General features: G+C 66.5%; 22 protein-coding genes and 3 pseudogenes. 16 read left to right on the forward strand and 9 right to left on the reverse strand.

Annotated features, from left to right (window positions below; all coding sequences use genetic code 11):
• The 7 genes and pseudogenes from DBZ45_RS09870 to DBZ45_RS09900 all read left to right on the forward strand — a co-directional run.
• Positions 1-212: pseudogene (locus DBZ45_RS09870) on the forward strand (ABC transporter permease); the annotation flags it as partial.
• Between the two features lie 2 nt (positions 213-214).
• The gene (locus DBZ45_RS09875) at positions 215-922 is read left to right on the forward strand and encodes an ABC transporter ATP-binding protein (protein WP_111903744.1); all 708 of its coding nucleotides are present in this window, start codon (positions 215-217) and stop codon (positions 920-922) included.
• 169 nt (positions 923-1,091) lie between these two features.
• Positions 1,092-2,162, forward strand: coding sequence for a Gfo/Idh/MocA family protein (locus DBZ45_RS09880; RefSeq protein ID WP_111903745.1), 1,071 nt, complete (start codon positions 1,092-1,094; stop codon positions 2,160-2,162).
• A 121-nt stretch (positions 2,163-2,283) separates the two neighbouring features.
• On the forward strand, positions 2,284-3,474 hold the full coding sequence (locus tag DBZ45_RS09885) for a hypothetical protein (RefSeq protein WP_146617478.1): 1,191 nt from the start codon (positions 2,284-2,286) through the stop codon (positions 3,472-3,474).
• 87 nt (positions 3,475-3,561) lie between these two features.
• Positions 3,562-5,142: a beta strand repeat-containing protein gene (locus DBZ45_RS22925; protein ID WP_111903747.1), complete on the forward strand. Its 1,581-nt coding sequence runs from the start codon at positions 3,562-3,564 to the stop codon at positions 5,140-5,142.
• 313 nt (positions 5,143-5,455) lie between these two features.
• Positions 5,456-6,580, forward strand: coding sequence for a serine/threonine-protein kinase (locus DBZ45_RS09895; protein ID WP_440130514.1), 1,125 nt, complete (start codon positions 5,456-5,458; stop codon positions 6,578-6,580).
• Positions 6,577-7,116, forward strand: a complete 540-nt coding sequence (locus DBZ45_RS09900) for a mucin-associated surface protein (protein ID WP_190243074.1) — start codon at positions 6,577-6,579, stop codon at positions 7,114-7,116. Before DBZ45_RS09895 ends, DBZ45_RS09900 begins: the two co-directional genes overlap by 4 nt.
• Before the next feature lie 75 nt (positions 7,117-7,191).
• On the opposite strand, the gene DBZ45_RS09905 is transcribed toward DBZ45_RS09900, so the two are convergent.
• Positions 7,192-9,408, reverse strand: a complete 2,217-nt coding sequence (locus DBZ45_RS09905) for a catalase (RefSeq protein ID WP_111903749.1) — start codon at positions 9,406-9,408, stop codon at positions 7,192-7,194.
• A gap of 274 nt (positions 9,409-9,682) precedes the next feature.
• On the opposite strand from DBZ45_RS09905, the gene DBZ45_RS09910 reads away from it, so the two are divergent.
• Positions 9,683-10,561, forward strand: coding sequence for an SRPBCC family protein (locus DBZ45_RS09910; protein WP_111903750.1), 879 nt, complete (start codon positions 9,683-9,685; stop codon positions 10,559-10,561).
• A gap of 105 nt (positions 10,562-10,666) precedes the next feature.
• Here DBZ45_RS09910 and DBZ45_RS09915 read toward each other — a convergent pair whose 3' ends face one another.
• Positions 10,667-12,886 carry an NADP-dependent isocitrate dehydrogenase gene (locus tag DBZ45_RS09915; protein ID WP_111903751.1) on the reverse strand — a complete coding sequence of 740 codons (2,220 nt, stop codon included), beginning with the start codon at positions 12,884-12,886 and terminating at the stop codon, positions 10,667-10,669.
• 371 nt (positions 12,887-13,257) lie between these two features.
• Here DBZ45_RS09915 and DBZ45_RS09920 point away from each other — a divergent pair, with 371 nt between their 5' ends.
• Positions 13,258-14,229 (forward strand): trypsin-like serine peptidase, encoded by a 972-nt coding sequence (locus tag DBZ45_RS09920; RefSeq protein WP_111903752.1) that lies wholly within the window; start codon positions 13,258-13,260, stop codon positions 14,227-14,229.
• Complete coding sequence (locus tag DBZ45_RS22930) at positions 14,213-14,383, forward strand: hypothetical protein (protein ID WP_190243075.1); 171 nt, start codon at positions 14,213-14,215, stop codon at positions 14,381-14,383. The genes DBZ45_RS09920 and DBZ45_RS22930 overlap by 17 nt, the downstream gene beginning before the upstream one ends.
• Positions 14,384-14,522: 139 nt before the next feature.
• Here the strand turns inward: DBZ45_RS22930 and purH are convergent, their stop codons facing one another.
• Positions 14,523-16,208 (reverse strand): bifunctional phosphoribosylaminoimidazolecarboxamide formyltransferase/IMP cyclohydrolase, encoded by a 1,686-nt coding sequence (gene purH / locus DBZ45_RS09925; protein ID WP_111903753.1) that lies wholly within the window; start codon positions 16,206-16,208, stop codon positions 14,523-14,525.
• Positions 16,209-16,411: 203 nt separating this feature from the next.
• Here purH and DBZ45_RS09930 point away from each other — a divergent pair, with 203 nt between their 5' ends.
• Positions 16,412-17,764 carry an MFS transporter gene (locus tag DBZ45_RS09930; protein ID WP_111903754.1) on the forward strand — a complete coding sequence of 451 codons (1,353 nt, stop codon included), beginning with the start codon at positions 16,412-16,414 and terminating at the stop codon, positions 17,762-17,764.
• Between the two features lie 95 nt (positions 17,765-17,859).
• On the opposite strand, the gene purN is transcribed toward DBZ45_RS09930, so the two are convergent.
• The gene (purN, locus tag DBZ45_RS09935) at positions 17,860-18,447 is read right to left on the reverse strand and encodes a phosphoribosylglycinamide formyltransferase (RefSeq protein ID WP_111903755.1); all 588 of its coding nucleotides are present in this window, start codon (positions 18,445-18,447) and stop codon (positions 17,860-17,862) included.
• A gap of 39 nt (positions 18,448-18,486) precedes the next feature.
• Here purN and DBZ45_RS09940 point away from each other — a divergent pair, with 39 nt between their 5' ends.
• Complete coding sequence (locus DBZ45_RS09940) at positions 18,487-18,930, forward strand: hypothetical protein (RefSeq protein WP_111903756.1); 444 nt, start codon at positions 18,487-18,489, stop codon at positions 18,928-18,930.
• Between the two features lie 40 nt (positions 18,931-18,970).
• On the opposite strand, the gene DBZ45_RS09945 is transcribed toward DBZ45_RS09940, so the two are convergent.
• A complete protein-coding gene (locus DBZ45_RS09945; protein ID WP_111903757.1) occupies positions 18,971-20,290 on the reverse strand; it encodes a cell division protein PerM in 1,320 nt (439 codons plus the stop codon).
• A gap of 238 nt (positions 20,291-20,528) precedes the next feature.
• On the opposite strand from DBZ45_RS09945, the gene DBZ45_RS09950 reads away from it, so the two are divergent.
• The gene (locus tag DBZ45_RS09950) at positions 20,529-20,924 is read left to right on the forward strand and encodes a DUF4383 domain-containing protein (RefSeq protein WP_111903758.1); all 396 of its coding nucleotides are present in this window, start codon (positions 20,529-20,531) and stop codon (positions 20,922-20,924) included.
• A gap of 199 nt (positions 20,925-21,123) precedes the next feature.
• On the opposite strand, the pseudogene DBZ45_RS23460 reads toward DBZ45_RS09950, so the two are convergent.
• Both DBZ45_RS23460 and DBZ45_RS09960 read right to left on the reverse strand, forming a co-directional pair.
• Positions 21,124-21,222: pseudogene (locus tag DBZ45_RS23460) on the reverse strand (zinc permease); the annotation flags it as partial.
• Positions 21,222-21,404, reverse strand: coding sequence for a hypothetical protein (locus tag DBZ45_RS09960; RefSeq protein WP_111903759.1), 183 nt, complete (start codon positions 21,402-21,404; stop codon positions 21,222-21,224). The pseudogene DBZ45_RS23460 and the gene DBZ45_RS09960, both read right to left, overlap by 1 nt.
• A 130-nt stretch (positions 21,405-21,534) precedes the next feature.
• On the opposite strand from DBZ45_RS09960, the gene DBZ45_RS22645 reads away from it, so the two are divergent.
• Both DBZ45_RS22645 and DBZ45_RS22935 read left to right on the forward strand, forming a co-directional pair.
• Positions 21,535-22,704 carry a hypothetical protein gene (locus DBZ45_RS22645; protein WP_146617479.1) on the forward strand — a complete coding sequence of 390 codons (1,170 nt, stop codon included), beginning with the start codon at positions 21,535-21,537 and terminating at the stop codon, positions 22,702-22,704.
• Positions 22,705-22,792: 88 nt separating this feature from the next.
• A complete protein-coding gene (locus DBZ45_RS22935; RefSeq protein WP_190243077.1) occupies positions 22,793-22,969 on the forward strand; it encodes a hypothetical protein in 177 nt (58 codons plus the stop codon).
• 102 nt (positions 22,970-23,071) lie between these two features.
• Here DBZ45_RS22935 and DBZ45_RS09975 read toward each other — a convergent pair whose 3' ends face one another.
• A complete protein-coding gene (locus DBZ45_RS09975; RefSeq protein WP_111903762.1) occupies positions 23,072-23,836 on the reverse strand; it encodes a MarR family winged helix-turn-helix transcriptional regulator in 765 nt (254 codons plus the stop codon).
• 101 nt (positions 23,837-23,937) lie between these two features.
• The gene (locus DBZ45_RS09980) at positions 23,938-24,810 is read right to left on the reverse strand and encodes a PRC and DUF2382 domain-containing protein (protein ID WP_111903763.1); all 873 of its coding nucleotides are present in this window, start codon (positions 24,808-24,810) and stop codon (positions 23,938-23,940) included.
• Between the two features lie 413 nt (positions 24,811-25,223).
• Between DBZ45_RS09980 and DBZ45_RS09985 the strand changes: the two are divergent.
• Positions 25,224-25,682, forward strand: a pseudogene (locus DBZ45_RS09985) (hypothetical protein); the annotation flags it as partial.

A 25,682-nucleotide genomic window follows, 5' to 3' on the forward strand; every position in this document is an offset into this window, starting at 1 on the left:
GGTTCGCCGGGGCGGCCGGCGGATTCCCCGGCGGCCAGGGCGGGCCGTTCGGCGGCGCCTCCCAGCTGCTGACCTCCGTCACCGCGAGTGTCTCCCCCGGCATCCTTGCCGCCGGCATCGCGGCAGTGTTCGGCGTCGCCATCATCGGCGCATTGGTTCCGGCCCTGCTCACCGCCCGCATCCGCCCCATCGAAGTCCTCCGAGGAGAATAGCCATGATTGAAGTCAAGGATCTGGTCCGCACGTTCAAGTCCGGCGACCGCACCATCAAGCCGGTCAACGGCGTCAGCTTCGAGCTGGAGCAGGGCACGCTGGCGTCCATCGTGGGCAAGAGCGGCAGCGGCAAGAGCACTCTCCTGTCCCTCCTGGGCGCCTTGGACAAGCCCACCAGCGGAGACGTCGTCGTCAACGGCGTGAGCCTGGCGGGCATGCCGGACGGCAAGCTGACCGAATACCGGCGCCGGGACATCGGCTTCGTGTTCCAGCAGTTCAACCTGGTGCCCAACCTGTCCGCGCTGGACAACGTCATGCTGCCCATGGAGTTCGCCGGGGTGCGGAAGTCCGCCCGGGCCGAGCGGGCCCGGGCCCTGCTGGAGCAGGTGCAGCTCGACCCGGACAAGCACGGCCGGCGCATCAACCGGCTCTCCGGCGGCGAACAGCAGCGCGTGGCGATCGCCCGGGCCCTCGCCAACGAACCCAAGCTGATCCTCGCCGACGAGCCCACCGGCAACCTCGATGAGCAGACCGGCGAACACATCATCGAACTGCTCAGCTCCCTCAGCCGCGACCACAACACCACAATCCTCGTGGTCACGCACGACCGCACGCTCGCCAACAAGACTGACCGCCGGTTCCGGCTGCAGCAGGGCAGGCTGACGGAGGAACCTGTCCGCGGCCGCGCTGCAGAGCCGGCGGCAGTCTAGGCCGACGCCGACACTCCAATCAGCGTCGTGGCGAGCGTCGCAGCTGGGGCGGAAAGGTGGGGGCGGCCCGAAAACCCTCCCTCACCTTTCGCAGGTTTTGACGCGATCCTTGCTCACTTCTCGCTGGTTTTGGCCCAACGCTCCCTCACCCGGGTGAGAGGATGGCGTCATGACGTCGCCGATCGCCAAGCCGTGGCTCTTCAGCCAGTCCAACCCGGATCCCCTTGCAGCCACAGGCCGCCGGCTGCGCTGGGGTGTCATTGCCACCGGCAGGATCGCTTCCCTGGTGTCGCAGGACCTGGCGCTTCTGGAGGACGCGGAACTGTACGCCGTCAGCTCCCGGGCCCAGCACACGGCGGACGCTTTTGCAGCCGAGTTCGGCTTTGCCGTGGGGTACGGGGACGACGGCGGACAGCGCGGCTACGAACGGCTCCTCGCCGACGACTCGGTGGACGTGGTCTACGTGGCCACGCCTCACGCCCAGCACCACCAGGTGGTGCTGGCTGCGCTGCGGGCGGGCAAGCACGTGCTCTGCGAAAAGGCTTTCACCATCAACGCCCGCGAAGCGGCCGAGCTGATCGACGTGGCCCGCGAGAAGAAGCTGTTCCTGATGGAGGCCGTGTGGAGCCGCTTCCTGCCCAGCATGCAGAGGGCCTTCGAGATCGCACATTCCGGCGAACTCGGAACCGTCCAGTGGGTCTCGGCGGACCTCGGCTTCCCCGCACCGTACTCTCCTACCGCCCGGCTCTGGGCTGTCCAGGACGGCGGCGGCGCCCTTCTGGACATCACCGTCTACCCGCTGCTGTGGGCCCTCGGCACCCTGGGTTTCCCGCAGACGGTGAGTGCCATGGGCACTCTGAACGACGACGGCGTGGACGCCCAGAATGCGCTCACGCTGGGTTACCACCACGGGGCCCAGGCACAGCTCACCTCGTCCCTGCTCGCCCATGGCCCCCGCGCCGCAACGGTTGCAGGCAGCCTGGGATACCTGCAGACACTCGGCTCAATCAATAACCCCAAAAAACTGGTGGTGGGGATCGGGCAGGAGACACCGCGGACGGAACACTTCGAGGTGACGGGCCGGGGCTACACGTACGAGCTTCGCGAGGTGACGCGGTGCGTCCAGCAGGGCCTCACCGAGAGCCCGGTCATGCCCCTGGAGGACTCCCTGAACACGATGCGTCTGTTCGACGGCGTGCGGGCCCAGCTCGGAGTCGCGTATCCGAACGACGCGCACTGAGGAGCCCTTCCGCACCTTCATCCAATCGAAAGAAATACTCTCCCGGGTCTGGACTCTCACTTTGGGCCAGGCTTAGGCTGTAGTCGATCGTCGATTTATTCGGGGAGGGGGTGTGTTGAGCGTGACCGTTGCATCTTTGTCGTGGTCTGCACTGCGCCCCTTGCGCCCGGTTCTTTTGGCTGGCGCCGCTGCTATGGCCTGGCTGGCGGTATCCGCCCCGGCTGCCGACGCCGACAATTCGCACCTCTCTGATTCGCTGAGCGGGAGCATTTCCTCGGCTGTCTCGTCCGTTGAAGGCAGTACGGACAGCGTGGCGGGAACCGTTGTGGAGCTGGTCTCCGCGAAAGCACATGAAGCCCCCGCCGCTGCTCAGCCCACGCCGGCTGTAGCTCCCCTGCCGCTTCCGGACATCGATCCGGCATCATTGCCGGCTACGGTTGCGCCGGCGCCGGCCGAACAGCCTCCAGTTGTTGCGCCTCCACCTGTTACTCCCGTTCCTTCCACGCCGGCGGCACCCGTAGTCGTCGTTGCGCCCGTTGTGGCGTCCATTGTGGAGCCCGTTGACGCCGCTCTCGGCGGACTGCCTCTGGGCGAGGCGCTCCCGGATGAGACCTTGGCTGGAGTCACCGGCCCCGTAGCCTCCGTTGCTGATGGGGCATTGACGGAGACGGCCGAAACTGTCGTGACGCCGGTGGCCGAGGCCGTTAAGCCAGTAGCCGAGATCGTGGAACCAGTAACCGACGCCGTGAGCCCGGTGACTGATGCCCTCCCTGTCGAGCTTCCCGCCGAGACGGTCACTGACGTGCTAACCCAGGCGCCCCCTCTGACGGCACCTGTCACTGCACCCGTCACGGAATTCGTGGCGGACCTTGTCGCGGTTCCAGAACGGCTCCCCGCAGTTGACCTCACCCAAACGAGGCAAATTCCCGCAAGTCCAGAGGCCCCGCTTGGCATCGCCGCCGGGCCCTCGGTGGTGCCCGCGCTGCCTGTTCAACCGGCCGTCGGATCACCGGCTCATTTCAGCCACCCTGTTGCGACGAAAGTTGCCAACCCCACGGGGTCCGCCCCGGAGGTCCCTGCCGGCGGAGACTCGCCATCCGGTGAAGACCGCACGCCATCACCGGAGGCGCTGCTTCCGGCTCCGGCGTCAGGGTCGGGAAGCGGCACGTCATCCGGCGGCCCTTCCGCTTCGGCCGCCTGGCTCAACAGCCCCTTTGAATACCTGCCGCTCATGGGCTTTGTCCCTGTCAGCGGCCCCCTTCAGCATGCTCCTTCGCCGGTGGCCATCGACCCCGGCTCCTCTCCTGACTAGTTGGGCCCCTTCTGCCTCCCTGCGGCAGACACACGGCCAATCAGGCTGCCTTGAGCACCTGACAACAACTTTTCAGGAGACATCACAATGCACCAGACAGTTCGCAGGGGTCTATTAGGCACCCTCTTTGCCGGCGGGCTACTTGCCCTCGGCGCTACCGCGGCGAGCGCGGATACCACTGCCACGGCCGCGGTCAACATCGCGTCTGAAACCGCTTCGGCGGACCTAAATGCTTCGACGTCGCTGGGTCTGCTGGGTGGCCCAGCGCCGTCGAATTCTTCCACGGTCAGCGTCAATGCCGACCTCAACACCGGTACCTCGAACGGCACTGCCGCCGTGGCACCGGCCGCGACCGCCCTGGTCGACGTCAATCTCGGTGGCGCCGGAACGGGGACCGCCCCGGCTGCTGACGCTACCGCCGTGGTCGACGTAAACCTCGGCAACACCACGACGGGTACCGCCCCGGCTGCTGACGCTACCGCCGTGGTCGACGTAAACCTCGGCAACACGACGACGGGTACCGCCCCGGCCGCTCCGGTAGCCAACGTGGCAGCCGCCGCAGACGTTAACCTCGGCAACACCGCAGTGACCGGAACCGACACCACCGTTCCCGCAGCCGACGCCACCGCCCTGGTCGACGTCAACCTCGGCAACACCGCAGTGACCGGAACCGACACCACCGTTCCCGCAGCCGACGCCACCGCCCTGGTCGACGTCAACCTCGGCAACACCGCAGTGACCGGAACCGACACCACCGTTCCCGCAGCCGACGCCACCGCCCTGGTCGACGTCAACCTCGGCAACACCGCAGTGACCGGAACCGACACCACCGTTCCCGCAGCCGACGCCACCGCCCTGGTCGACGTCAACCTCGGCAACACGACGGGAACGGGTAGCACGGCTCCTGCCGCCGACGTAGCAGCCCTGGTCGACGTCAACCTCGGCAACACCGCAGTGACCGGAACCGACACCACCGTTCCCGCAGCCGACGTGGCAGCCGTAGTCGACGTAAACCTGGGAAACACCACCGGCACGGCATCAGAAACAGTTGTTCCCGCCGCTGATGTAGCAGCCTCACTCGACGTCAACCTCGGCGGCACGGGTTCCCTGGGAAGTGGTGCTGAAGGCACCGTTGACCTCGGGCTCGGCACGGGAACCGATGCATCTGTAGACCTGGGTGTTGACTTGGGCATCGGCCTTGGCGCAGAGACAGTGACGACGCCGCCAGCTGTTGATCCGGGTGATGGAACCGGCAACGGCTCCGATCCGGGTGACGGAACGGATGGAACCGGTACCGATGGAGCCGGAACCGGAACCGACGGCACGGGCACTGACGGAGCCGACGGTAGTGGAACCGGCACCGACACAACCGGCACCGACGGCAGTGGAACCGGCACCGGCACAACCGGCACCGACACTAACGGTGGAGCCGGAAATGGCACCGACAATGGCACTGTGACCACGACAACTGGTGCTGCCATCCTGCCCGCTGGCTCGCTGACCACTGGCGCCTCGGCAGCGGCAAGCCCCGCAACCATGGCCAACGGAAACATGGCCACCGCACAGCAGACGCTCGCTAACACCGGAGCCGACGCAGGGCTGCTGCCTCTCGCACTGGTCCTGCTCGCGATCGGCGCGATGCTGGTGATCCGCAGGAAGAAGGCCTAACAGTCCGGATCATGTCCGGACAGGAATAAACCGCACTTCGTCGGCGGTCCGCATCACGGCAGTCCTCTTGACCGCCCGATGCCGGGCCGCCGGCGAAGCCGCGTCCCCGCCCGCCCGCGTCCCCGGCCGCCGGGAACCCCGGCCGATCCCCGGAAATCAGCCAGCGGCATCAATTAGTAAGTAGACGTATTATCCTTAACACCGAGCCAGAACTGAGAAGGACGGCAACGTGTTGAAAGAAACGCACAGCGGGGTGTCACCGGAGGTACTGGGCGGGCGCTACCTGCTGGGTGGGGTGATCGGACGCGGCGGCATGTCGTCGGTCTATACGGCCAGGGACCAGAACCTGGGCCGGGACGTGGCCCTGAAGCTCTTCGCCCCCCAGGCCGCAGATGCCGATGAACTCAAGCGCCAGGAAGCCGAGATCCGGCTCCTGGCGACGTTGAACCATCCCAGCCTTGTCACGCTTTTCGACGCCGGCGTGGATTCCCGCGTCCCGGACCAGCCGAGGCCCTTCCTCACCATGGAACTCGTGGACGGGCAGGACCTGCGCAGCCGCCTCAGGCACAGCCGCGTTCCGCTCGAGGAGGTTGCCGTCATCGGCGCCGGGGTCGCGGATGCCCTAGCCTACGTTCACGGGCTGGGCATCATTCACCGCGACATCAAACCCGCCAACATTCTCCTCATTCAGGTCCGGCCCGGCGAGCCGGTGCGGCCCAAACTGACGGACTTCGGCATTGCCCGGATCGTGGACGGGACCCGCCTCACGGCCACCGGCACCATGGTGGGCACGGCAGCGTACCTGAGCCCCGAGCAGGCGATGGGCTCCCCACTTTCGCCCGCGTCAGACATCTATTCGCTCGGCCTCGTGCTGCTTGAATGCATCAAGGGCAGGGTTGAGTATCCGGGCAGCGCGGTGGAATCGGCAGTGGCCCGGCTGCATCGTGCCCCTGAAATTCCTGCCGACCTGCCCGCACAATGGCAGCACCTGCTGGCGTCCATGACCGCCCTCGAACCGCTGGAGCGGCCCTCCGCCGCAGACCTGGAAGTGGCTCTCCGGCACGCCCTCGTCTCACCGGACTCCGCTCCCGGAGACCTGGCCGAGGAGCACACCCGCGTTCTTCCCGCACTCCCGGCTCGGCCGCCGTCGATTCTTCCGGCCGGGGTTTCTGAAACGGCGTCCACCGCAAAAACAACAGCCAAGACACCGGGCAGGTCAGATACTCCAGGCCGGAACAGCCGCGCGGCCGGAACGAAACGCCGGAGCTGGCGCTTCCGGTTTGGCTCCGCTCTTGCAGCGGCAGCCCTGCTTGGCGGAGCAGCCGCCGTGACCGTGGCCGCCAACTCAGCTGAAACGCCCGACGTCGTTCCTTACCCCAGCGTGAGCGGCACCCTGGGTGACCATCTCGTGGAGCTGCAAAGGAGCGTTGAACCATGAGCCCGATCCGGTTACCGTCCGTGTGGCGCCGGGCGATCACCGTCCTCACCGGGTGCATGCTGGCAGCGGGACTGGCCGGCTGCGCGGGCGCTGCCCCGGAACTCGAAACGAACGCGGCTGCAAAGTTTCAGCAGCAGGTCTTGGAGGTCACCAGGTCTGCTGCGGGAAGCAATCCCGCCGCCGCCCTGAAGTCCCTGGACCGGCTGTCCTCTGAACTGGATGCTGCGGCGGCTGCCGGGCAGGTTTCCTTCAAACGCCACCGGAGCATCACGGCGGCCATCGACTCGGTGCGGGCCGACCTGACGGCAGCGCAGGCAGCCAAGAAGGCGGCTGCGGACGCGGCTGCCCGGGCTGCCGTGGCGAAACCCGCCGCAACCCCGACATCCTCCCCGGCGGCTGCGCCCGTTGTGGTGGTCCCGGCCCCTGCCCCCGCGCCGGCTCCCGTGCCCGTGAATGGCGGAAAGAGCGGGGACAACTCCGGCAAGGGCAGCTCAGAGGGGAAGAAGGACAAGAGGCCGGGCAAGAACAAGGACTAGTCCCCCTCGGGGGACCAGCCCTTGTTCTCACTCGATCAGGAAGCTTCTCCGCCGATCAGGAAGCTTTTCATACCGTCAGGAAGCAGCCGCCGGGAACCGCTCCCACGCCCGGTGGGCGGCCAAGAGCTCCTGGATCTGCGGAACCACCTGCCCGGCGCTGTCGCCCAGCACCACGCCTGCCGCATCGTCCGGGATGCTGGCCGCATCCAGCCCTGCCGAGCCGGATCCCCACGCCCCGATGGCCTTGGCATGGCGGAAGGCCTCTGACAGCAGCAGCACGATGCGGGGATCAAGCGAAGCACCGGGTTCACCGACCTTCGCGTCCAGCCCCTGTTCGGCGTCGGCTGCCGGCGCACCGGATCCTGCCACGATCACCGCATCGAACTCGGTGGAGCGGGCGGTGAGGTAGGTCCGTTGAACCGGGACCCCGCCGTCGGCCTCTCCCCCGAGCGTCCCGCCGGACGGGGCGATCACCAGCGGCACGATGCCGGCGTCGTCGAGCGCCTTGCGGGCATCCCGGACAGCCTCCAGATCACTGGACTCGTCCGCCACGATTCCGACGACGCGGCCGGCTACCGGCCAGGTCTTCCCCAGCTGGGACACTGCAGGGCTGGGCTGGGCGTCCGGCACCTCCTCGGTGGCGTCAGGGGCGGGCATGCCGAGCCCTCGGGCCACCGCGGCGCACAGCGCGGCATCGATGTTTGCCAGCGCGAGCAGCTGCCGCTCCCGGACCGGCATCTCGTAGCACTTGCCGAGCTCGAACGTGTAGGCTTGGATCACGTGATCCTGCTCCACCGGCGTGAGGCTCCGGAAGAACAGGCGGGGCTGGCTGTAGTGGTCGTCGAAGGATGCGGGATTCTTCCGCTGCTTGATGGCCTCGGCCACCGCTTCCGGGACATCGACGAACGCCCCGAGGTCAGCCCCGGCCTTGAACGGGCAGCCGCCGTCGAGGGAATTGGGCCGGTAGGGCGCCACCCCGGCGTGGACGGCGGTCTGGTGCATGCCGTCACGCAGCATGTCGTTGACGGGAGCCTGCGGACGGTTGATGGGGATCTGCGCGAAGTTCGGGCCGCCCAGCCGCGAAATCTGGGTGTCCAGGTAGGAGAACAGCCTGACCTGCAGGAGCGGGTCGTTGGTGACGTCGATGCCCGGCACGAGGTGCCCCGGATGGAAGGCCACCTGCTCCGTTTCCGCGAAGTAGTTGACCGGGTTGGCGTTGAGCGTCATCAGGCCGATGGGCTGCACCGGGGCGAGCTCCTCAGGCACAAACTTTGTGGGGTCAAGCAGGTCGATCCCCTCGAACATCTGGTCCTCGGTGTCGGGGAAGGTCTGGATGCCCAGCTCCCACTCCGGGTAGGCGCCGGCCTCGATCGCATCGGCAAGGTCCCGCCGGTGGAAGTCCGGATCCATGCCGTTGATGATCTGGGCCTCCTCCCAGACCAGGGAGTGCACGCCCTGCTTCGGCTTCCAGTGGAACTTGACCAGCGTCGTAGCGCCGGCGGCGTCAACCAGGCGGAAGGTATGGACTCCGAAACCCTCCATGGTCCGGTAGGAGCGCGGAATCCCGCGGTCGGACATGTTCCACATGGTGTGCGCCTGCGCCTCGGTGTGCAAGGAGACGAAGTCCCAGAACGTGTCGTGGGCGCTCTGGGCCTGCGGGATCTCGCGGTCCGGATGCGGCTTCGCGGCGTGCACGACGTCTGGGAACTTGATTCCGTCCTGGATGAAGAACACGGGAATGTTGTTGCCCACGAGGTCGTAGGTTCCCTCGTCGGTGTAGAACTTGGTGGAGAAACCCCGTGTGTCGCGGACGGTGTCCGCCGAGCCGCGTGAGCCCAGGACCGTGGAGAACCTGACGAACACCGGCGTTTCCACATCCTTGGCGAGAAAGCCTGCGCGGGTGATGTTGGCGGCGGTGCCGTACGAGCGGAAGACGCCGTGAGCACCGGCGCCCCGGGCGTGCACCACGCGCTCCGGAATTCTCTCGTGGTCGAAGTGGGTGATCTTCTCCCGGAGGTGGTGGTCCTGGAGCAGGATCGGGCCTCGGGGCCCTGCTTTCAGCGAGTGGTCCGTGTCCGCCAGCCGGAGCCCTTGTGCGGTGGTCAGGTACTGGCCGGACTGCGCCCGGGAGTGTTCCGGTGCCCCCGTGGGGCTGCCGGTCGGAGACACCGCTTCCGGACCCTGCTGGTCCGGCTTGGGCGGCAGCGGTTCCCGCGGGGTGGTGGGTTCGACGACGGCGGGCTGCTCCCCTGCCGGAGCTCCTGGGATGTTGATAGCTGGTTGTTCAGGCACAGAGACGATCCTTTCCGAAGCGGCGGCCTAGCCGGACTCGGCCCAGGCGCTGGGCACCCGGCCGAAAGATAAGCCTGCTTAGTACCCTATGAAAAACGAGTGGCCCCCCACAACCGCGGGCCGTCATTTGGGCATGCCTGAGCTTCATAGTCAGCAGCCTTACTTTCGCTCTTCAAATGCCGACTGCTTCCCGCTACGTTGGAGGTGTTCCATCCGAACAAGGGCAATCAGAACCACGGGCCAGCCGCCCGTACGCCGAAGGAGTGAACCAAGCATGGCAACTGTCCAGGAATCGATCACCGTCGATGTCCCCGTACGCCAGGCCTACAACCAATGGACCCAGTTTGAGGATTTCCCCAACTTCATGAGCGGCGTCGACGCCGTCCGCCAGCTCGACGACACCACTGTTCATTTCGAAACCAGCATCGCCGGTGTGAAGCGCGAGTACGACGCCCAGATCACCGTCCAGGAGCCAGACCAACGTGTCACATGGGAGAGCCTGAACGAGCCCCGCAATGCCGGCACTGTGTGGTTCGAGTCCCTGGGCGCCAACGAAACTAAGGTGAACGTCGAACTGACGTGGGAGCCCGAATCAGCGATGGAGAAGCTCGGCGCAGCCACCGGACTCGATTCCCGGCAGGTCGCCTCGGACCTGAGGAAGTTCAAAAAATTCATCGAGGAACGCGACACAGAAACCGGCGCCTGGCGTGAAAGCGTCAGCGGTGGCGAGGTAGAAGGTGATGCGGGTTCGACGGCGGCTGGCACGGGAGGCGGCCTGGGGGCCGGCACCGGGGCCGGTACCGGAGCCGGTACGACGGCTGGCATGGGTGCCGGAGCGGGCGGTGCCGGCGCCGGAACGGGAGCGGGCGGCGCTGGAGCGGCCGGGGCCGGCACCGGCATGGGGACTACAGCGGCCGGCGGCAACGGCGACCCCGGCGCGAGCACCGGCTACTCCGAGGGGGCCGGCATGGACGCGGTCCCGGGCCGCACGTACGAATCAGGCGCCGCCTACGACGCCTCGGCAACCGAGCGCCCCGTCAGCACCGACCCTGACATGGCGGTCGACGCCCCGTACGGTGACGACGACACCGGCGAGCCGCGGAATGAAACCCGGCACACGGACACCCGCCGCGACGACATCCCCGACCGGTAGGTCAAACTTCAAGCCGCTAGCAGTCCCGGCAGGCAAAGAAGCGCCCCGCCACTCACATGAGTGGCGGGGCGCTTCATTGCTCAGACTCAGCCGCGAGCCAGAGAATCAGCTCAGGGTGGCGACGATCTTATTGAGCGTCGCGGACGGCCGCATCACGGCCGCCGCCTTCTCCGCGTCCGGGTGGTAGTAGCCGCCGATGTCCACCGGCTGGCCCTGGACGCCCAGGAGTTCGGAAACGATGGCCTCCTCGTTGGAGGTCAGCGCCTCGGCGACCGCAGCGAAGGAGGCCGCCAGCTCGGCGTCCTCGGTCTGCTTGGCCAGCTCCTGAGCCCAGTACTGCGCCAGGTAGTAGTGGCTGCCCCGGTTGTCGAGTTCGCCGGCCTTGCGGCTCGGGGACTTGTTCTCGAGCAGGAACGTGCCGGTGGCGCGGTCCAGGGTGTCGGCCAGGACCTGCGCGCGGGCGTTGTCGGTGGTGTTGGCCAGGTGTTCGAAGCTGACGGCCAATGCCAGGAATTCACCCAGGCTGTCCCAGCGCAGGTGGTTTTCCTTCAGCAGCTGCTGGACGTGCTTCGGGGCGGAACCGCCGGCGCCGGTCTCGAAGAGGCCGCCGCCGTTGATCAGCGGAACGATGGACAGCATCTTGGCACTGGTGCCCAGCTCCAGGATCGGGAAGAGGTCCGTGAGGTAGTCGCGGAGGACGTTGCCGGTGACGGAGATGGTGTCCTCGCCCTTGCGGATGCGCTCCAGCGTGAAGGCGGTGGCCTTCACCGGGGACAGGATCTCGATCTGGAGGCCCTCGGTGTCGTGCTCCTGCAGGTATTCGCGGACCTTCTCGATGAGCTTGGCGTCGTGCGCGCGGGTCTCGTCGAGCCAGAACACCGCGGGCGTCTGGGACGCGCGGGCGCGGTTCACGGCCAGCTTGACCCAGTCGCGGATGGCCAGGTCCTTGGTCTGGCAGGCGCGCCAGATGTCGCCCGGGGCAACTTCGTGTTCGATCAGGACGTTGCCCGAGCCGTCGACCACCTGGATCTTGCCCGGGACCTGGGCCTCGAAGGTTTTGTCGTGGCTGCCGTATTCCTCGGCGGCCTGGGCCATGAGGCCGACGTTCGGGACGGTACCCATGGTGGTGGGGTCGAAGGCGCCGTTGGCGCGGCAGTCGTCGAGGACAACCTGGTAGATGCCGGCGTAGGAGCTGTCCGGGAGGACTGCCAGGGTGTCGGCCTCCTGGCCGTCCGGGCCCCACATGTGGCCCGAGGAACGGATCATGGCGGGCATGGAGGCGTCCACGATGACGTCGCTGGGGACGTGCAGGTTGGTGATGCCCTTGTCGGAGTCGACCATGGCGATCGCGGGGCCTTCTTCGAGGCCCTTCTTGATGGCGGCCTGGACGCCCTCGCGGACGTCCTCCGGCAGCTCGTCCAGCCCGTTGAGGATGGAGGCGAGGCCGTTGTTGGGGCTCAGACCGGCCGCAGCGAGCTGCTTGCCGTAGGTGTCGAACAGCTCGGAGAAGTAAGCCTTGACCACGTGGCCGAAGATGATGGGGTCGGAGACCTTCATCATGGTGGCCTTCAGGTGTGCGGAGAAGAGCACGCCCTCTTCCTTGGCCCGGGCTACCTGTGCTGCCAGGAATTCGTCCAGGGCGGCGGCGCGCATCACGGTGCCGTCGATGACCTCGCCGGCGAGGACCGGGAAGGCCTTCTTCAGGACCTTGACCGTGCCGTCCTCGCGGACCAGCTGGATTTCAATGGTGCCGTCGGCTGGGACCACCATGGACTTCTCGTTGGCGCGGAAGTCGTTGGCGTTCATGTGGGCCACGTTAGTCTTGGACTCGGGGGTCCAGGCACCCATGGAGTGCGGGTTCTTGCGGGCGTAGTTCTTGACCGACAGCGGTGCGCGGCGGTCCGAGTTGCCTTCGCGCAGGACCGGGTTCACGGCGGAGCCCTTGATCTTGTCATAGCGGGACCGGATGGCGGTCTCTTCGTCGGACGTGGGATTGTCCGGGTAGTCCGGCAACTTGTAGCCCTGGGACTGCAGCTCAGCGATGGCGGCCTTCAGCTGCGGGACGGATGCACTGATGTTGGGCAGCTTGATGATGTTGGCTTCCGGCTTCTTCGCCAGTTCACCGAGTTCAGCCAGAGCGTCGCCGATCCGCTGCTCTTCAGTGAGGTAGTCGCCGAAGACGGCGATGATGCGGCCGGCCAGCGAAATGTCGCGGGTCTCCACCTGCACACCTGCCGTGGACGCGAACGCCTCGATGATCGGCAGGAACGAATATGTGGCCAGCATCGGCGCTTCGTCGGTGTGGGTATAGATAATTTTGGCCATGCTCGGGCGTCTCCCTGAAGGTCGGCTTGTATCTGGTATTCCGGTCTATTTCACCAACCTTTAACTTACCCGAGGTGGACCGGTTGAACCTCAACTGGAGGGCCGGAAGCCCTTGGATTACCGCGTTTCTGTGTCTTCCGCCACACTATCCATTGTCCCCGGCGCGGTGGGGCTCTAATCTTTCTCTCATAAAGGAATACCGCTTCGGCGGCTGAACTGAGTTGGAACCCCTTGCGGCAGGGGCATCAGCACCACCCCTACCTGGCAAGAAAACTTGAATCGTTTTGAACCGAGCTTGTCATCCCCGGGTAGGTCAATCAGTCACCCGGCGTGCCTCCCGGGCCCGCCCCACCTGATAGGTAGGACCGCAAATGACGAGCAAAAAGACACTGGCTGGCAGCCTCTCCACGGGCTTGCTGCTGGTAGTGAGCGCCATCGGCGGCGCTACAGCCTCTTCTGCAACGTCGCAGGATGCAACCCAGCTGCAGGTTGCAAGCACTCCCGTGTCCAGCCCGCAGGGCTACTGGACGCCGGAGCGCATGCGCGCCGCCCTTCCCGGCGATGTGCTGGCCGTCAAGGCCGTGGCAAGGCACGAAAACCAAGGCTCCTCGCCTTCGGCTGCCGTGGCGACGGGAGAGCCGACGAGAATCGCGGGCACGGCCGCGCAGACCACCGTAACCACTGCACTGCACGCTGACGAAAACCCGGTGCCGCACATCGGCAAGGTCTTCTTCACCCTCGCCGGAATCAACTACGTCTGCTCCGGCAACTCAGTCGCTGCCCAGAACAGAAGCCTCGTGGCCACCGCCGGCCACTGTGTTAATGAGGGACCTGGCGCATTCGCCACCAACTGGGTGTTTGTTCCCGGCTACAACAAGGGCCTGTCCCCGTACGGTCAATGGCCGGCCCGGTCGCTGCACGCGGCACGGAACTGGACCTCCGGCGGCGATATCCGGTACGACACCGGCTTCGCCGTGGTGGCCCGGGTGGGTGGCAAGACCCTGGCCGACAGGGTGGGTGCCTCCGGTGTGGAGTTCAGCCAGCCGCGGGGGCTTACATACAAGTCCTATGGGTATCCGGCCGCGGCCCCGTTCACCGGCACGACCCTGGTCAGCTGCACAGGCACGGCCAAGGACGACACGATCAACCCCCAGTTCAACTCCCAGGGCATTTCCTGTGACATGACGGGCGGTTCCTCGGGCGGCCCTTGGTTTGCCCGGGGCGACACGAACTTCCAGAACTCCGTCAACAGCTACGGCTATGGAACGAGTTCCACCACGATGTTCGGGCCGTTCTGGGGCTCGACCATCATGAAGGTCTACGACAGTGCACAGCGGAAATAAGGATGCCGCGGGCAGCACTGACGACGCCGAGGTAAGCCACCGCGTCAGTCAGGCGCCCGAGGAGATCCTGGCCTACTGGACGCCGGAACGTATGGCGGAAGCGGTCCCCCGGGACATCCGGTTGCCGGCCCAGAAGGAATCGGAAGAAAACTAAAGCAAGTTAAAGCCCGACGGCGGCCGTCCCCTTAAGGGGGCAGCCGCCGTCGGGCTTTGCTTCCTACAGTGGAAGCTCTGGGCCCACGCCGCCCGGGTTCCCTGGCCGAGCGCCAGCGAGGTTAGGGCGGCGGTGGGGACTAGTGGAAGAAGTGGCGGGCGCCGGTGAAGTACATGGTGATGCCCGCAGCGTTGGCTGCAGCGACGACTTCCTCGTCCCGGACCGAGCCGCCGGGCTGCACCACAGCCCGCACGCCGGCGTCGATCAGGATCTGCAGGCCGTCGGCGAACGGGAAGAACGCGTCTGAGGCAGCGACCGCGCCGCGGGCACGGGCGGGAGCGCCGCTCGCGCCTGATTCTGCCGTACCGGCGTTAGCCGCGCCGCCGGCACCGTCGACGTCGGACTGCACGCTAACGCCCAGCGTGTTGGCCCGCTCGACGGCGAGCTTGCAGGAGTCCAGGCGGTTGACCTGGCCCATGCCGATGCCCACTGCGGCGCCGTTGGAGGCGAGCAGGATCGCGTTCGACTTGGCGGCCCGGCAGGCGGTCCAGGCGAACGCGAGGTCGGCCAGCGTGGCCTCGTCGGCTGCTTCGCCGGCGGCGAGCGTCCAGTTGGCGGGGGTATCGCCGTCGGCGTCCACCTTGTCGGTGACCTGCACCAGGACGCCGCCGGAGACCTGCCGGATTTCCGCGGGGTAGCGGCCGTAGCCCTCCGGGAGGGACAGCAGGCGGATGTTCTTTTTCTTGGAGAGGATCTCCACGGCCTCGGGCTCGAAGCCGGGGGCGATGACCACCTCGGTGAAGATGCCGGCCACGGTCTGGGCCATGCCGGCAGTCACGGTGCGGTTGGCCGCGATGACACCGCCGAATGCGGAGACGGGGTCGCAGGCGTGGGCCTTGGCGTGGGCATCGGCGATGGGGTCGGCGGCGTCGGCGGATGCCACGGCCACACCGCAGGGGTTGGCGTGCTTGATGATGGCCACGGCGGGCTCGGCGAAGTCGTAGGCGGCGCGCAGTGCTGCGTCGGCGTCCACGAAGTTGTTGTAGCTCATGGCCTTGCCGTGGATCTGGTCAGCCTGGGCGATGCCCGCGGGGGCTGCCTTGTCCACGTAGAGCGCGGCCTGCTGGTGCGGGTTCTCGCCGTAGCGCAGCACCTCGGAGCGTTCCAGGGCGAGGCCGGCGTAGGCGGGCCAGTCGATGACGCCGTCGCCGTCCTCGTCGAGGAACTGGCTGGCGGTCCAGGTGGCCACCGCGGTGTCGTAGGTGGCGGTGTGCGCGAACGCCTTCGCGGCGAGCCGGCGGCGGGTCTTGAGGTCGAAGCCGCCCTCACCGGCGGCGCGGACCACGTCGCCGTAGAACGCCGGGTCCACCACAATAGCGACGGCCGCGTGGTTCTTGGCGGCGGAGCGCACCATGGCGGGGCCTCCGATGTCGATCTGCTCCACGACGTCGTCCTGCGCGGCACCGGACCTGACCGTCTCAACGAACGGGTAGAGGTTCACCACCACCAGGTCGAACGCCTCGATCTCCATCTTGGCGATGGTCTCCATGTGGGCGGGGACGCGGCGGTCGGCGAGGATGCCGCCGTGGACGCGCGGGTGCAGGGTCTTGACCCGGCCGTCGAGCATCTCCGGGGAGCCGGTGACTTCCTCGACTTCCTGGACCGGGATGCCGGCGGCGGCGATCCTCTTGGCGGTCGAACCGGTGGAAACAATTTTGACGCCTGCTGCGTGCAGGCCCTTGGCGAGCTCCTCCAGACCGGTCTTGTCGTATACCGAGATCAGGGCCCGGCGGATGGGAACACGGTCAAGCTGCGTCAAGCTCACAAAAGTCTCCGTCTTTATCTCGCGGTGGATGTGCCGCGGTTGGTGGGGATACCGCCCAGTTTATCGTGTCGGTGGACCCCCTTCTGCTGGCGGACCCAGTGTGAAGGCCGGGCCGCTTCCCGCGTGGGGTCCGGCCCTTCCGGGCGTTCCCGGTCCGCCGCTTCGGGGCGTTCCGCAACGTAAGGTTTAAGCAGGAGGCCGAGATGAATATTTACACCGCTGTGCCCAGCGGCGAGCAGGTAGTCCAGGAACTGCCGTGGCGCTGGAAAGTGCAGGGCCGGATCTTCGTGATCGGCGGCCTGGGGTTCATGTTCGATGCCTGGGATGTCACCCTCAACGGCATTCTCATTCCGTTGCTGTCCACCCACTGGAGCCTCACCCCGGGCGAGGCCGGCTGGATCGGCACGGCCAACCTCATCGGCATGGCCCTGGGCGCCTTCATCTGGGGCACCATCGCCGACACCATTGGGCGCAGGAAGGCCTTCACGGCCACGCTGCTGATTTTCTCGCTCTTCACGGTGCTCGGCGCCTTCTCCCCCGACTTCTTCTGGTTCTGTGTGTTCCGCTTCATGGCCGGGTTCGGCCTGGGCGGCTGCATTCCCGTGGACTACGCGCTGGTGGGCGAGTTCACGCCCCGAAGGCAGCGCGGCCGGGTGCTCACCGCGATGGACGGCTGGTGGCCCGTGGGCGCCGCACTCTGTGGCTTCGTGTCCGCCTGGCTCGTCGCCGCTTTTGCCGACTGGCGCCTGACCATGCTCGTCATGGTGCTGCCTGCCCTGCTGGTGTTCTGGGTGCGGCGCAGCGTTCCCGAGTCGCCGCTGTTCCTGATACGCAAGGGACGCCGTGAAGAAGCCGCCCGGGTGATTGACGGACTGGTCGAGGCCACCGGAGCAGAGCCCCGGGCCTACAGCCTGCCCGAGCCGCAGGCCGTCCCGCGGTTTTCCGCCGGCAGCGCGTGGCAGCAGCTGCGCGGGGTTTGGCAGTTCAACTGGAAGATCACCACGGCTGCCTGGGCGCTGTTCATGAGCATCCTGCTGGTCTACTACCTGTCCCTGACCTGGATGCCGCGGATCCTGATCGGTGCCGGGTTCGCTGAGTACAAGGCGTTTCTGACGACGGCGGGAATGGCCGCCGTCGGGCTCCTGGGCGTGATTGCGGCAGCGCTGCTCGTGGAACGGGTGGGCCGCAAGTGGCTACTGGCTGTTACCGGACCGCTGTCCGCGCTGATCCTGGTGGTGGTGGCGTTCGTGGTGGATGTGCCCACAGCTGCCGTGTTCTGGCTGCTGGTGTTCGGGTTCGTGGTGCAGGTGGCCATCCCGGTGCTCTACACCTACGTTTCCGAGCTGTACCCCACGGAGCTGCGGGGCAGCGGCTTCGGCTGGGCGTCCACGTTCTCTCGGCTGGGCGCAGGCTTCGGCCCGCTCATTTTTGCGAACTACTTCTGGCCGCAGCTGGGGCTGGCCACATCGTTCGCTCTCGCCGGCGGCCTCGTGGTCCTGTCGGTGCTGTGGATGGCGTTCTTCTCCCCGGAAACCAGGCAGCGCCGCCTCGAGTAGGTGCCTTCCCAACTAGGTAGCAGCAGAGGGCGTTCCCAGCCTTGGGAACGCCCTCTGCTGCTACTCAGTTGATGAGCACCCCTCGACGGGATGCGCTACTTGGCGGACCGCGCGGCGGCGTGCTCCGCGGCCAGCGACGCGAGGGTGGAGACCAGGAGCCGCCGCTCCACCACCTTGATCCGCTCGTGCAGGGTGTCCTCAGTGTCGGCGTCCTCGATGGCCACCGCCTCCTGCGCGATGATGGGTCCGGTGTCCACGCCGGCGTCGGCCCAGTGCACGGTGCAGCCGGTGACCTTCACGCCGTAGGCCATGGCGTCGCGGACCCCGTGGGCGCCCGGGAAGGACGGCAGCAGGGCGGGGTGCGTGTTGAGGTATTTTCCGTCGAAGGCGTCGATGAACTCGGGGCTCACAATTCGCATGAAGCCTGACGACACCACCACGTCCGGCTGGTATGCGGCCACGGCTTCCGTCAGCGCGGCGTTCCACTCCGCGCGGTCCGGGTAGGCCTTGAAATCCACCACGAACGTGTCGATCCCGGCAGCTGCAGAGCGCTCCACGCCGTAGGTTCCCGGGCGGTCCGCGCCCACCGCGGCGATCTCAACATCCAGGTCCCCGGCCTGAACGGCGTCGATGACGGCCTGGAGGTTGGAACCGGTTCCGGAGACGAGGACTACTATGCGCATTGCTCAAGCTTAGGCGGCTGCTCGCGTAGGCTGGAAAACATGAACCCCACTCCGGGCCCCCAGGGGCCGCAGCGGACCGCGCGTCCGCTCAGCGAGGAGGCCAAAGCCTCACTCCAGAAGACGCACACGTTGTTCCGCATGTTCATTGTGGCCGCGCTGGGCGCCTTCTTCGTGTTCCAGCTGGACATCGCCTACCTCTGGCTCACGGCCCTTCTGACGGCGGCTGGCATCGCGCTGGGGATCATCGTGCTCATCCGGGCCATCCGGTTCAAGGAATCCAAACTGGTGTTGTTCGGAACCATCTCCGGCCTGGTGGTTTCGGCCGTGCTGGTTCTTCTGGTCCTGACCACGGCACTGTTCTTCAACCAGGTCCGCGACTTCCAGCAGTGCTCCCGCCAGGCGCTGACCAGCAAGGCAAGCACCGAGTGCCGGGTCCAGCTGGAGAACTCACTGCCCGGGCCGCTTCAGCAGCCGGTCCGCTAACTCCGCGAGCCACCCGACCAGGCCGGTCCACCCTGGGCGGCTATTTGCTGCTGGGTGCAGTCCCCAGCTCGGCGTCCCGCAGTTGCCGGCGCTCCAGCCACGGTCCCGCTGCATAGCCAATTACGACGCCGATGCCGACTTCCGCCGTCAGCCAGACTGCCGTCCACAGCGGGTCCGGACCGATGTCCGTGAGGCGGCCGATGCCGGCCGAGCCGCGCGCAAGATAGGCAAGGGCCGCAGCCAGAACGCCGGCAGCAGCCCCGACGATGAGGGCCAGGAACAGCGTGGACGCCGCGGCGGTCAGCCAGCGGACGTGGAGCTTAATGGACAGCCACTCGTCGAAGTGATTTTCCCCCTCGCGCAGGAACCACCAGCCGGCCAGGACCCCGGCGAGCACCGGAACCACCAGCGCCACCGGTCCGAAATCGAGTGGGCCGGAAGGGATGGCAGCAAAAACCGGGATGGTGGGCAGCGGTCCGACGGCGGTCCCGAGCGGACCCACCTGCGAGCCGGCTCCCAGCGCGAAACCTGAGCCGCTCAGCCACGCGAGTGCGAACACTGCCAGGTTGGGCAGGAAACCGAGCTGCGCAATGGTAAGGGCCGCGCCTCCGACGGGTCCGGCGTCGAGCCCTTCATAAACCGCCACCACAAGGTTCCAGTGGATGAAAAGATCGACGGCTAGCAGCGACGAGGAAATGGCAAGTGCCGCGATAACAGCCACGAAGCCTGCTTTGGCGGCGGAAGCCAGATACGAACCCGCCCACCGCGAATGCTGGCTGGTGCGGGCGATCCAGTCCACGGCGTCGACGCCGATCAGGCGGCTCCACGAACCGGCCTCTCGCCGTGCACCGATCACCATGCCGAGGCCGAACGGAACCAGCGGCAGGAGCCCGGCCCACCACAGGAAGACCTCAACATCTTCGGTCCGGCAGATGAACCCAGTGGCGATGCCAAAACCCGCATAAACCAGCCACGAGCCGAGCAGCGCCTGCCACAGCTGGTCCGTGTACGACGCCCGGGCAAGGCGCCTGCCTGCCCGCCAGGCCAGCAGGAACGGGATGAGGGTCAGGCCCAGCGGAAGCAGCGACAGTGTGCCGGTCTCGGGCCTGGCCGCGGCACCCTCCCCCACCGCGGTGAGGTACAGGGGCACCCCGTGGATGACCAGCCAAGCCTGGCCGGCGAGCCGGGCCAAGGCATCGAGGCCGCTGCTTCCGAAACCCGAGGTGGCCCACACCGCGACGATGGGTGCGATGACCAGCAGTGCGGAAATCATCGCCGCCTGCGCGGACTCGAGCCCGCCCTGCAGCCACAGGGGCATGGGAAGGCCACGGTCTCCGGTCTGGTCAGCACGCAGTTTCATCGCCTCCCATCGTGCCATGCGAGGCCCGGCCCGCCTGTTTCGACAGGCTCAACGGCGTGAGAAGTCGGACCAGACTCCGCTGGCACCAGTACGGGCAAGCTCAACAGCGAGCGCTTTTTCAGAGGGCCGGACGTAAAATTAGCTTGTCCGCATTCAGTGGTTGGAGGCAGAAATGACTACCGCATCCCCACATGCACACGGCGTTCACTTTGGCAGGACTGACGTCCAGAACGCTGGCATGGGTGTAGGTATTGTCTTGATGGTGGTCGGTGTGCTGGGGTTCATCCCGGGCATCACCGCGCGGTATGGCGAACTGATGTTCCTCGGGCCTGATTCGCACGCCATGTTCCTCGGCTTGTTCCAGGTATCCATGCTGCTCAACATCGTGCAGCTGGTTATCGGCGCAACCGGCTGGGCCATGTCCCGCAGCGAAATGGGCGCGCGCAGGTTCCTCATGGGCGCCGGTGCGCTGTACATCATCCTCAGCATTTACGGGCTCAGTGTCGGAGTAGATTCGGCGGCCAACTTCCTGTCGCTGAATACGCCGGACAACTGGACGCACATGGTGCTTGGCGTGCTGATGATTGCCTGCGGCTGGATGTTTTCACGTCATTCGGTCGAGGACAGGAGATAGCCCGGACCGCGAACGCCGGGAACTAGGAGCCGCGAATGAGTAGATATCTAATCTGAGTATTCGTACTACCGGTTGGTGCAGGCGGCCACGCAGAGTCGTGGGCGGCTGCACCAACTTTTGTGTCGTCAGGGCGTGTGCTTCCCAACGGTGGGTTATGCGGCTTGCGGAATCAGGCATCGGGGAGTCGTGCATCCTGGAGTCAGGCAAGGGACAGCACGAAGGAGAGCACAAACCCGGATGCCGTGCTGAGTGCCACCCCGGGACCGCCGTGTTCGAAAGCTTCCGGCATCGAGGTGTCTATTTAAAGCGAATCAGGGCATAGGGCTCGCTGGGCAGATGTCCGGCTGTCCACGCCTCCTCAGACGGTTCGCTGCGCACCTCGCCGCGCCCGTCGCGCAGGACGGCCAGCACTGTTGCCGCAATGGCAATGGCAGCAATTGCGGCCAGCAGCACGAGGACGACGGCGATGGATCCAGTCACCGAATAAGCACCTTCCGCTTCAATTTTATTGCAGTTCAGCGGACTCGCTCGTGCAAAGATGTTTTTTCCTCTGGACGGAACCGGCCGCCGGGCATATTCTGATCATCCATTGCGCTGGGGGGTGATTCGAATGGCCAACAGCTTGCGCCTTCACAAGGCTGCGGTCACGCGTGCCCTCCTGCTGCCCGTTTTCCTCGCCCTGGCGTGGATCATCTGGGGCGCGGCATGCGCAGGCGCGGCCACCGGGGACAACGATGCGGTTGGCTCTGGTTCTTTGAATTCCGGTTCCCTCAGCGTCGGTTCCCTCGCCACAGCTCCCGTCGCTTCCATCGCGCAGTCGGCAGTGTCTGCTCCGCAAACTTCCCCCGTCTCCCAGGTCGCCGCGGCGCGCAAGCTGCTGCCGGTGGTTCCTGCACTGCCGGCGGCACCCAGCCTCCCGGCTGCAGTCACCAAGCCTGTGCCGAATGTCGTCGGCACAGTAGCGGCCACTGCGGGCGCCGTGGTCAACGGGGCATCGACGACGGTCACCTCCGTGACCAGCGCGACGGCCCCCGTCCTCGGTAAGGCGGACAGCGTGATAGCGGCCGCAGAAGACATCATTTCGTCGGTGCCACGGCTGCCTGCAACGCCTGCCGTGCCCGCCATTCCTTCGCTACCGCTTCCTTCAGTGCCGGTCCCGTCAGTGCCCGTTCCTTCATTGCCCGTTCCTTCAGTGCCTGTTCCTTCGCTACCGCTTCCTTCAGTGCCCGTCCCTTCGCTGCCGGTTCCGGAACTGCCCGTAGCTCCCGTACCGGGGGTCACGCCGACGACGCCGGTTCCCGACGCCGAGGGGAACCCGCCAGATCTTGCTGCGCCGCGACCTGCCGCTTCGCCCTCGGCAGTCGGGCCGAGGACCACCGCTCCGAATGCAGGAGGCAGTGCAGGGCGGGCAACATTGGCGGAGACAGCAGTCCCGGTCATGCCGGCCACCGGCGCCGGGCTGCCGCTCGCCGGCACAGGGCTGTCGCTGGCCGAGCTTCAGATGATCACGCCCCAGGGACGTGAACTGGCAGGCGCCAGGCCAGCTGCCCATAAATCGCACTTCCACGCACAGCACCGCTACGGCTATCTTCAATTGTTTGCCGTGAGCGAAGGAACGCCGGGGAACTCCTCCCTAGGTTCCGAAGGCTCTGGCGCCCAAGCCGCCGAAGTGGCGGGAGATTGGGACCGGACGCCCCTGTTTGCCGGCGTCCGCGTGTTCGATGCTGCCCAGCACCTTCCCTCAAGTCCAGCCGTGGATCCGGGGTCTTCCCCCGACTGAACAGGTCAGCTCTGCCCGCATTCAGGGCAGAAAAGACCACCTGCGCAACCCTGCGCAAGGACCATCAGTTCAGTCAGGAGAACATGTCATGTCTACGCACGCCCCGCTGTCTGCTGCCCCTCGCCCGTCCCGCCCGCAGTCCGGACCCCTTAGCCGCCGGATCGGCAACTGGCCCGACCCCATGCGCGGCCGGATCGGCAACTGGCCCGACCCCATGTCCGGCCTCATCGGCAACTGGCCGGACCCGATGCAACAGGGACGCTAGAGCCGTCCCAGCGAAGCTGGAGCAGGTCCGGCAGCGAGCCCGGACCGGAGTACTCCAACCAGGAAAGTGTCGCCGCGCGCGGCGCGGCGACACTTTCCTTCGTCACTGATCAGTCCGCCTACCCAGGGGCGGAGTCGCTCTCGCAGCTGATTCCGGCCTTGTTCCGGCGCCGTCCTGCGGCGCCGGCGCAGCGTCCTGGGCGGCAACCTCGTCTCCGGAGGCGGGCTCCTCTAGGGCAGGTTCGGCAGCGGTATCCGCGCTCGAAGGCTGCTGCCCAGTTGCGGGCACGCCTGCTGTTTTGGCACCAGCCGGGGGCGTCATGCCCTCGACCGCCGCCCCTTCTGCGGGTGCACCGGCTACGGGAGGGCCCGCTTCCGCGGTGTCGTCCGCTGCTGGGTCGCCGACGGCTGCGGCCGGATTCTGGTTCTTGGCCGAGCCGGGCTTGGCGCGGCCGGGAAAGTAGCTGATGACCCGCGCCAACTCCCGGCCCAGGACGGTACCCTCAACGACGTCAGGGGGCAGCGCATCCTGCTCAGCTTTCCTGGCCGCCTCCAGTGCCTGGCGGCCTGCTTCCGTTATGGAAACCTCGTTGTGACGCCTGTCCAGGGAACTGGACGCACGAGCCACCAGGCCTGCCTCCTCGAGCCGCGACAGGACCCGGCCTATGGACTGACTGCGGACCTTGATGTCAGAGGCTAACTGTTCCTGGTTCAGCGGCCCGGCAAGGAGGCCCTGCAGCGCGATGACTGCGGCGTGGGTGAGGCCGAGTTCGGCCAGCGCCTGGTCCTGCCTGCGCTGGACAAGCCTGGCGGCCATGGACAGCAGCTGGTGAGGCCCCCACTGCTCCGCGTCAGGATTCGGGACCATCGGTTTGAACCTTCTTTCCCCTTTGAGCCCGTGCTGGCGACATGGCCAGCCCACAATGCCTGCAACGCCGGGGCCGGTAAGCCGGCCCCGGCGCGGGGCAACTAGCGGCGGGTGTCCTCTACGCCGTCGGCCTCAATGCGCTCCTTGCGGACTTGTTCATCCACAGTCACCTCGTCCGTGACGGTTTCGGTGTCCAGCCTGACCCGCTCAACGGGCACAGTTTCCTTGTCCACCACCGGACGTTCCTCGTGAAGCACCACCTCGTGTTCCGCCTCGCTGATGTCCGGACCGACCAGGGCCTCGCCCCTGTTTCCTTCGGTGATCGGTTCGCGCTCCAGCCGCACTTCCTCGCGCTGCACGGGAACGGTCTGGGTCACGTTTTCGGTCACCACGTATTTGCGCAGGCGCGCCCGACCGGCAGCCTGCCTTTCTGTGCCGACATTCACTCGTTCCTCCGAGCGGGTCATGGCATCACCGTCGGCCAGTCCGGACGTGTCACGGCCAGCCCTCTCATCCGCCGCACTGTACGTTCCGCCGCCGCCTGCGGCAGCGAATCCCGCATCCCGCTCAGTGGCGGAAAGGCCGGCCGCGGACCGGTCGGACGTTCGGCCGGAGTCGGCCGTGTGCCCGTTCGCAGCTTCGGTGTAAGTTACCGCTCCGTTCAGCTGGTAGTGCTCGTAGAGCCGGTCCTCTTCGGCCGGATCAAGGTGTCCCTCCGCTTCCACGCGCGGGGCATCCTTCACCTGCTCCTTGGTGTACGGGACGACGATGTCAGCTCCATCAACCCGGGCGCCTTCGAGGGGGATGAAGGATTCGGAGGTACCGAAAAGGCCTGTGCGTGCGGTTACCCAGGTAGGCTGCCCGTTTTCATCGTCCGCATACACCTGTCCGACGGAACCGATCTTGCCTCCGTCTGTCGACAGGATGTTGCCGTTCTTGTTGAGCAGGTCGTCGATGTGTTCCTTGGCGAGCATTCTGTCTCCTTCAATGTTGACTTCTTGTCCACTTTTGGCTGTTCACGTTGAACCGGCGACGGCGGGGCGACGCCACACTGCGCGCTATGCCACCGAAAAGCGGCAACTGCCGTGCATGGCGGGCATCCGCCGTAGGGCCGAGGCAAATACTCCGGCCTCGCACCTATACCCTAAGCATGCTTACTATCGGATTGGCAAGCCTGCTTAGCTTTTTTCTTGACGCCGAGATTCGCTAAGCGCAGCAAATCCGCGCCATTACGCGGCCCTCGCCCCGCCTGGCGCCAGACGACTGAAGTGAGGTGGGAAAAAATGCCAAGGGTGCTTACTATTTATTAGTAAACATGCTTACCATTGCATGCCAGCAACGCTGGTTCCTGTACAGCAACTGACCCTTTCGGAAAGAGAGAGCGAAGATGACTGAGAACCAATGGCCGCAGGATGAAGACCTCACCACTCCCCCGGCCACACAGAATACGGGTTACGGCGCCGGCACCACCGGGTACGGCGCAACTGGCGCCGGCACCACTGGCTACACCGGCAGCCCGGGCTTCCAGGATGACGCGTCCTCAAAGAAGGACGTGGCGAAGGATGAGGCCGCTAACGTCGCCAGCGAGACTAAAGTTGCCGCCCAGAACGTCGCCGAGACGGCCAAGACCGAGGCGAAGAACGTCGCGTACGAGGCGAAGAACAGCGCCAAGGACCTGCTGCACCAGGCGAAGTCGGACCTGACCAGCCAGGCCGGCACGCAGCAGACGAAGGCCGCCGAGGGCATCCGCACCATCTCCTCGCAGCTGCGCACCATGGCCGACGCGCCGGACCAGCAGGGTGTGGCCGCGGACCTGATCCGGCAGGCCGCGGACCGCTCCGAGTCG

The sequence above is a fragment of the Arthrobacter globiformis genome, assembly GCF_003261175.1.
Taxonomy (GTDB): domain Bacteria; phylum Actinomycetota; class Actinomycetes; order Actinomycetales; family Micrococcaceae; genus Arthrobacter; species Arthrobacter globiformis_A.

Excerpts from the sequence above, each read along its gene's own strand:
- DBZ45_RS09875 (WP_111903744.1), top strand. The coding sequence starts at position 215 with ATGATTGAAGTCAAGGATCTGGTCCGCACGTTCAAGTCCGGCGACCGC.
- DBZ45_RS09880 (WP_111903745.1), top strand. The coding sequence starts at position 1,092 with ATGACGTCGCCGATCGCCAAGCCGTGGCTCTTCAGCCAGTCCAACCCG.
- DBZ45_RS22925 (WP_111903747.1), top strand. The coding sequence starts at position 3,562 with ATGCACCAGACAGTTCGCAGGGGTCTATTAGGCACCCTCTTTGCCGGC.
- DBZ45_RS09895 (WP_440130514.1), top strand. The coding sequence starts at position 5,456 with ATGTCGTCGGTCTATACGGCCAGGGACCAGAACCTGGGCCGGGACGTG.
- DBZ45_RS09900 (WP_190243074.1), top strand. The coding sequence starts at position 6,577 with ATGAGCCCGATCCGGTTACCGTCCGTGTGGCGCCGGGCGATCACCGTC.
- DBZ45_RS09910 (WP_111903750.1), top strand. The coding sequence starts at position 9,683 with ATGGCAACTGTCCAGGAATCGATCACCGTCGATGTCCCCGTACGCCAG.
- DBZ45_RS09915 (WP_111903751.1), bottom strand. The coding sequence starts at position 12,886 with ATGGCCAAAATTATCTATACCCACACCGACGAAGCGCCGATGCTGGCC.
- DBZ45_RS09920 (WP_111903752.1), top strand. The coding sequence starts at position 13,258 with ATGACGAGCAAAAAGACACTGGCTGGCAGCCTCTCCACGGGCTTGCTG.
- DBZ45_RS09930 (WP_111903754.1), top strand. The coding sequence starts at position 16,412 with ATGAATATTTACACCGCTGTGCCCAGCGGCGAGCAGGTAGTCCAGGAA.
- purN (WP_111903755.1), bottom strand. The coding sequence starts at position 18,447 with ATGCGCATAGTAGTCCTCGTCTCCGGAACCGGTTCCAACCTCCAGGCC.
- DBZ45_RS09940 (WP_111903756.1), top strand. The coding sequence starts at position 18,487 with ATGAACCCCACTCCGGGCCCCCAGGGGCCGCAGCGGACCGCGCGTCCG.
- DBZ45_RS09945 (WP_111903757.1), bottom strand. The coding sequence starts at position 20,290 with ATGAAACTGCGTGCTGACCAGACCGGAGACCGTGGCCTTCCCATGCCC.
- DBZ45_RS09950 (WP_111903758.1), top strand. The coding sequence starts at position 20,529 with ATGGGTGTAGGTATTGTCTTGATGGTGGTCGGTGTGCTGGGGTTCATC.
- DBZ45_RS22645 (WP_146617479.1), top strand. The coding sequence starts at position 21,535 with ATGGCCAACAGCTTGCGCCTTCACAAGGCTGCGGTCACGCGTGCCCTC.
- DBZ45_RS22935 (WP_190243077.1), top strand. The coding sequence starts at position 22,793 with ATGTCTACGCACGCCCCGCTGTCTGCTGCCCCTCGCCCGTCCCGCCCG.
- DBZ45_RS09975 (WP_111903762.1), bottom strand. The coding sequence starts at position 23,836 with ATGGTCCCGAATCCTGACGCGGAGCAGTGGGGGCCTCACCAGCTGCTG.
- DBZ45_RS09980 (WP_111903763.1), bottom strand. The coding sequence starts at position 24,810 with ATGCTCGCCAAGGAACACATCGACGACCTGCTCAACAAGAACGGCAAC.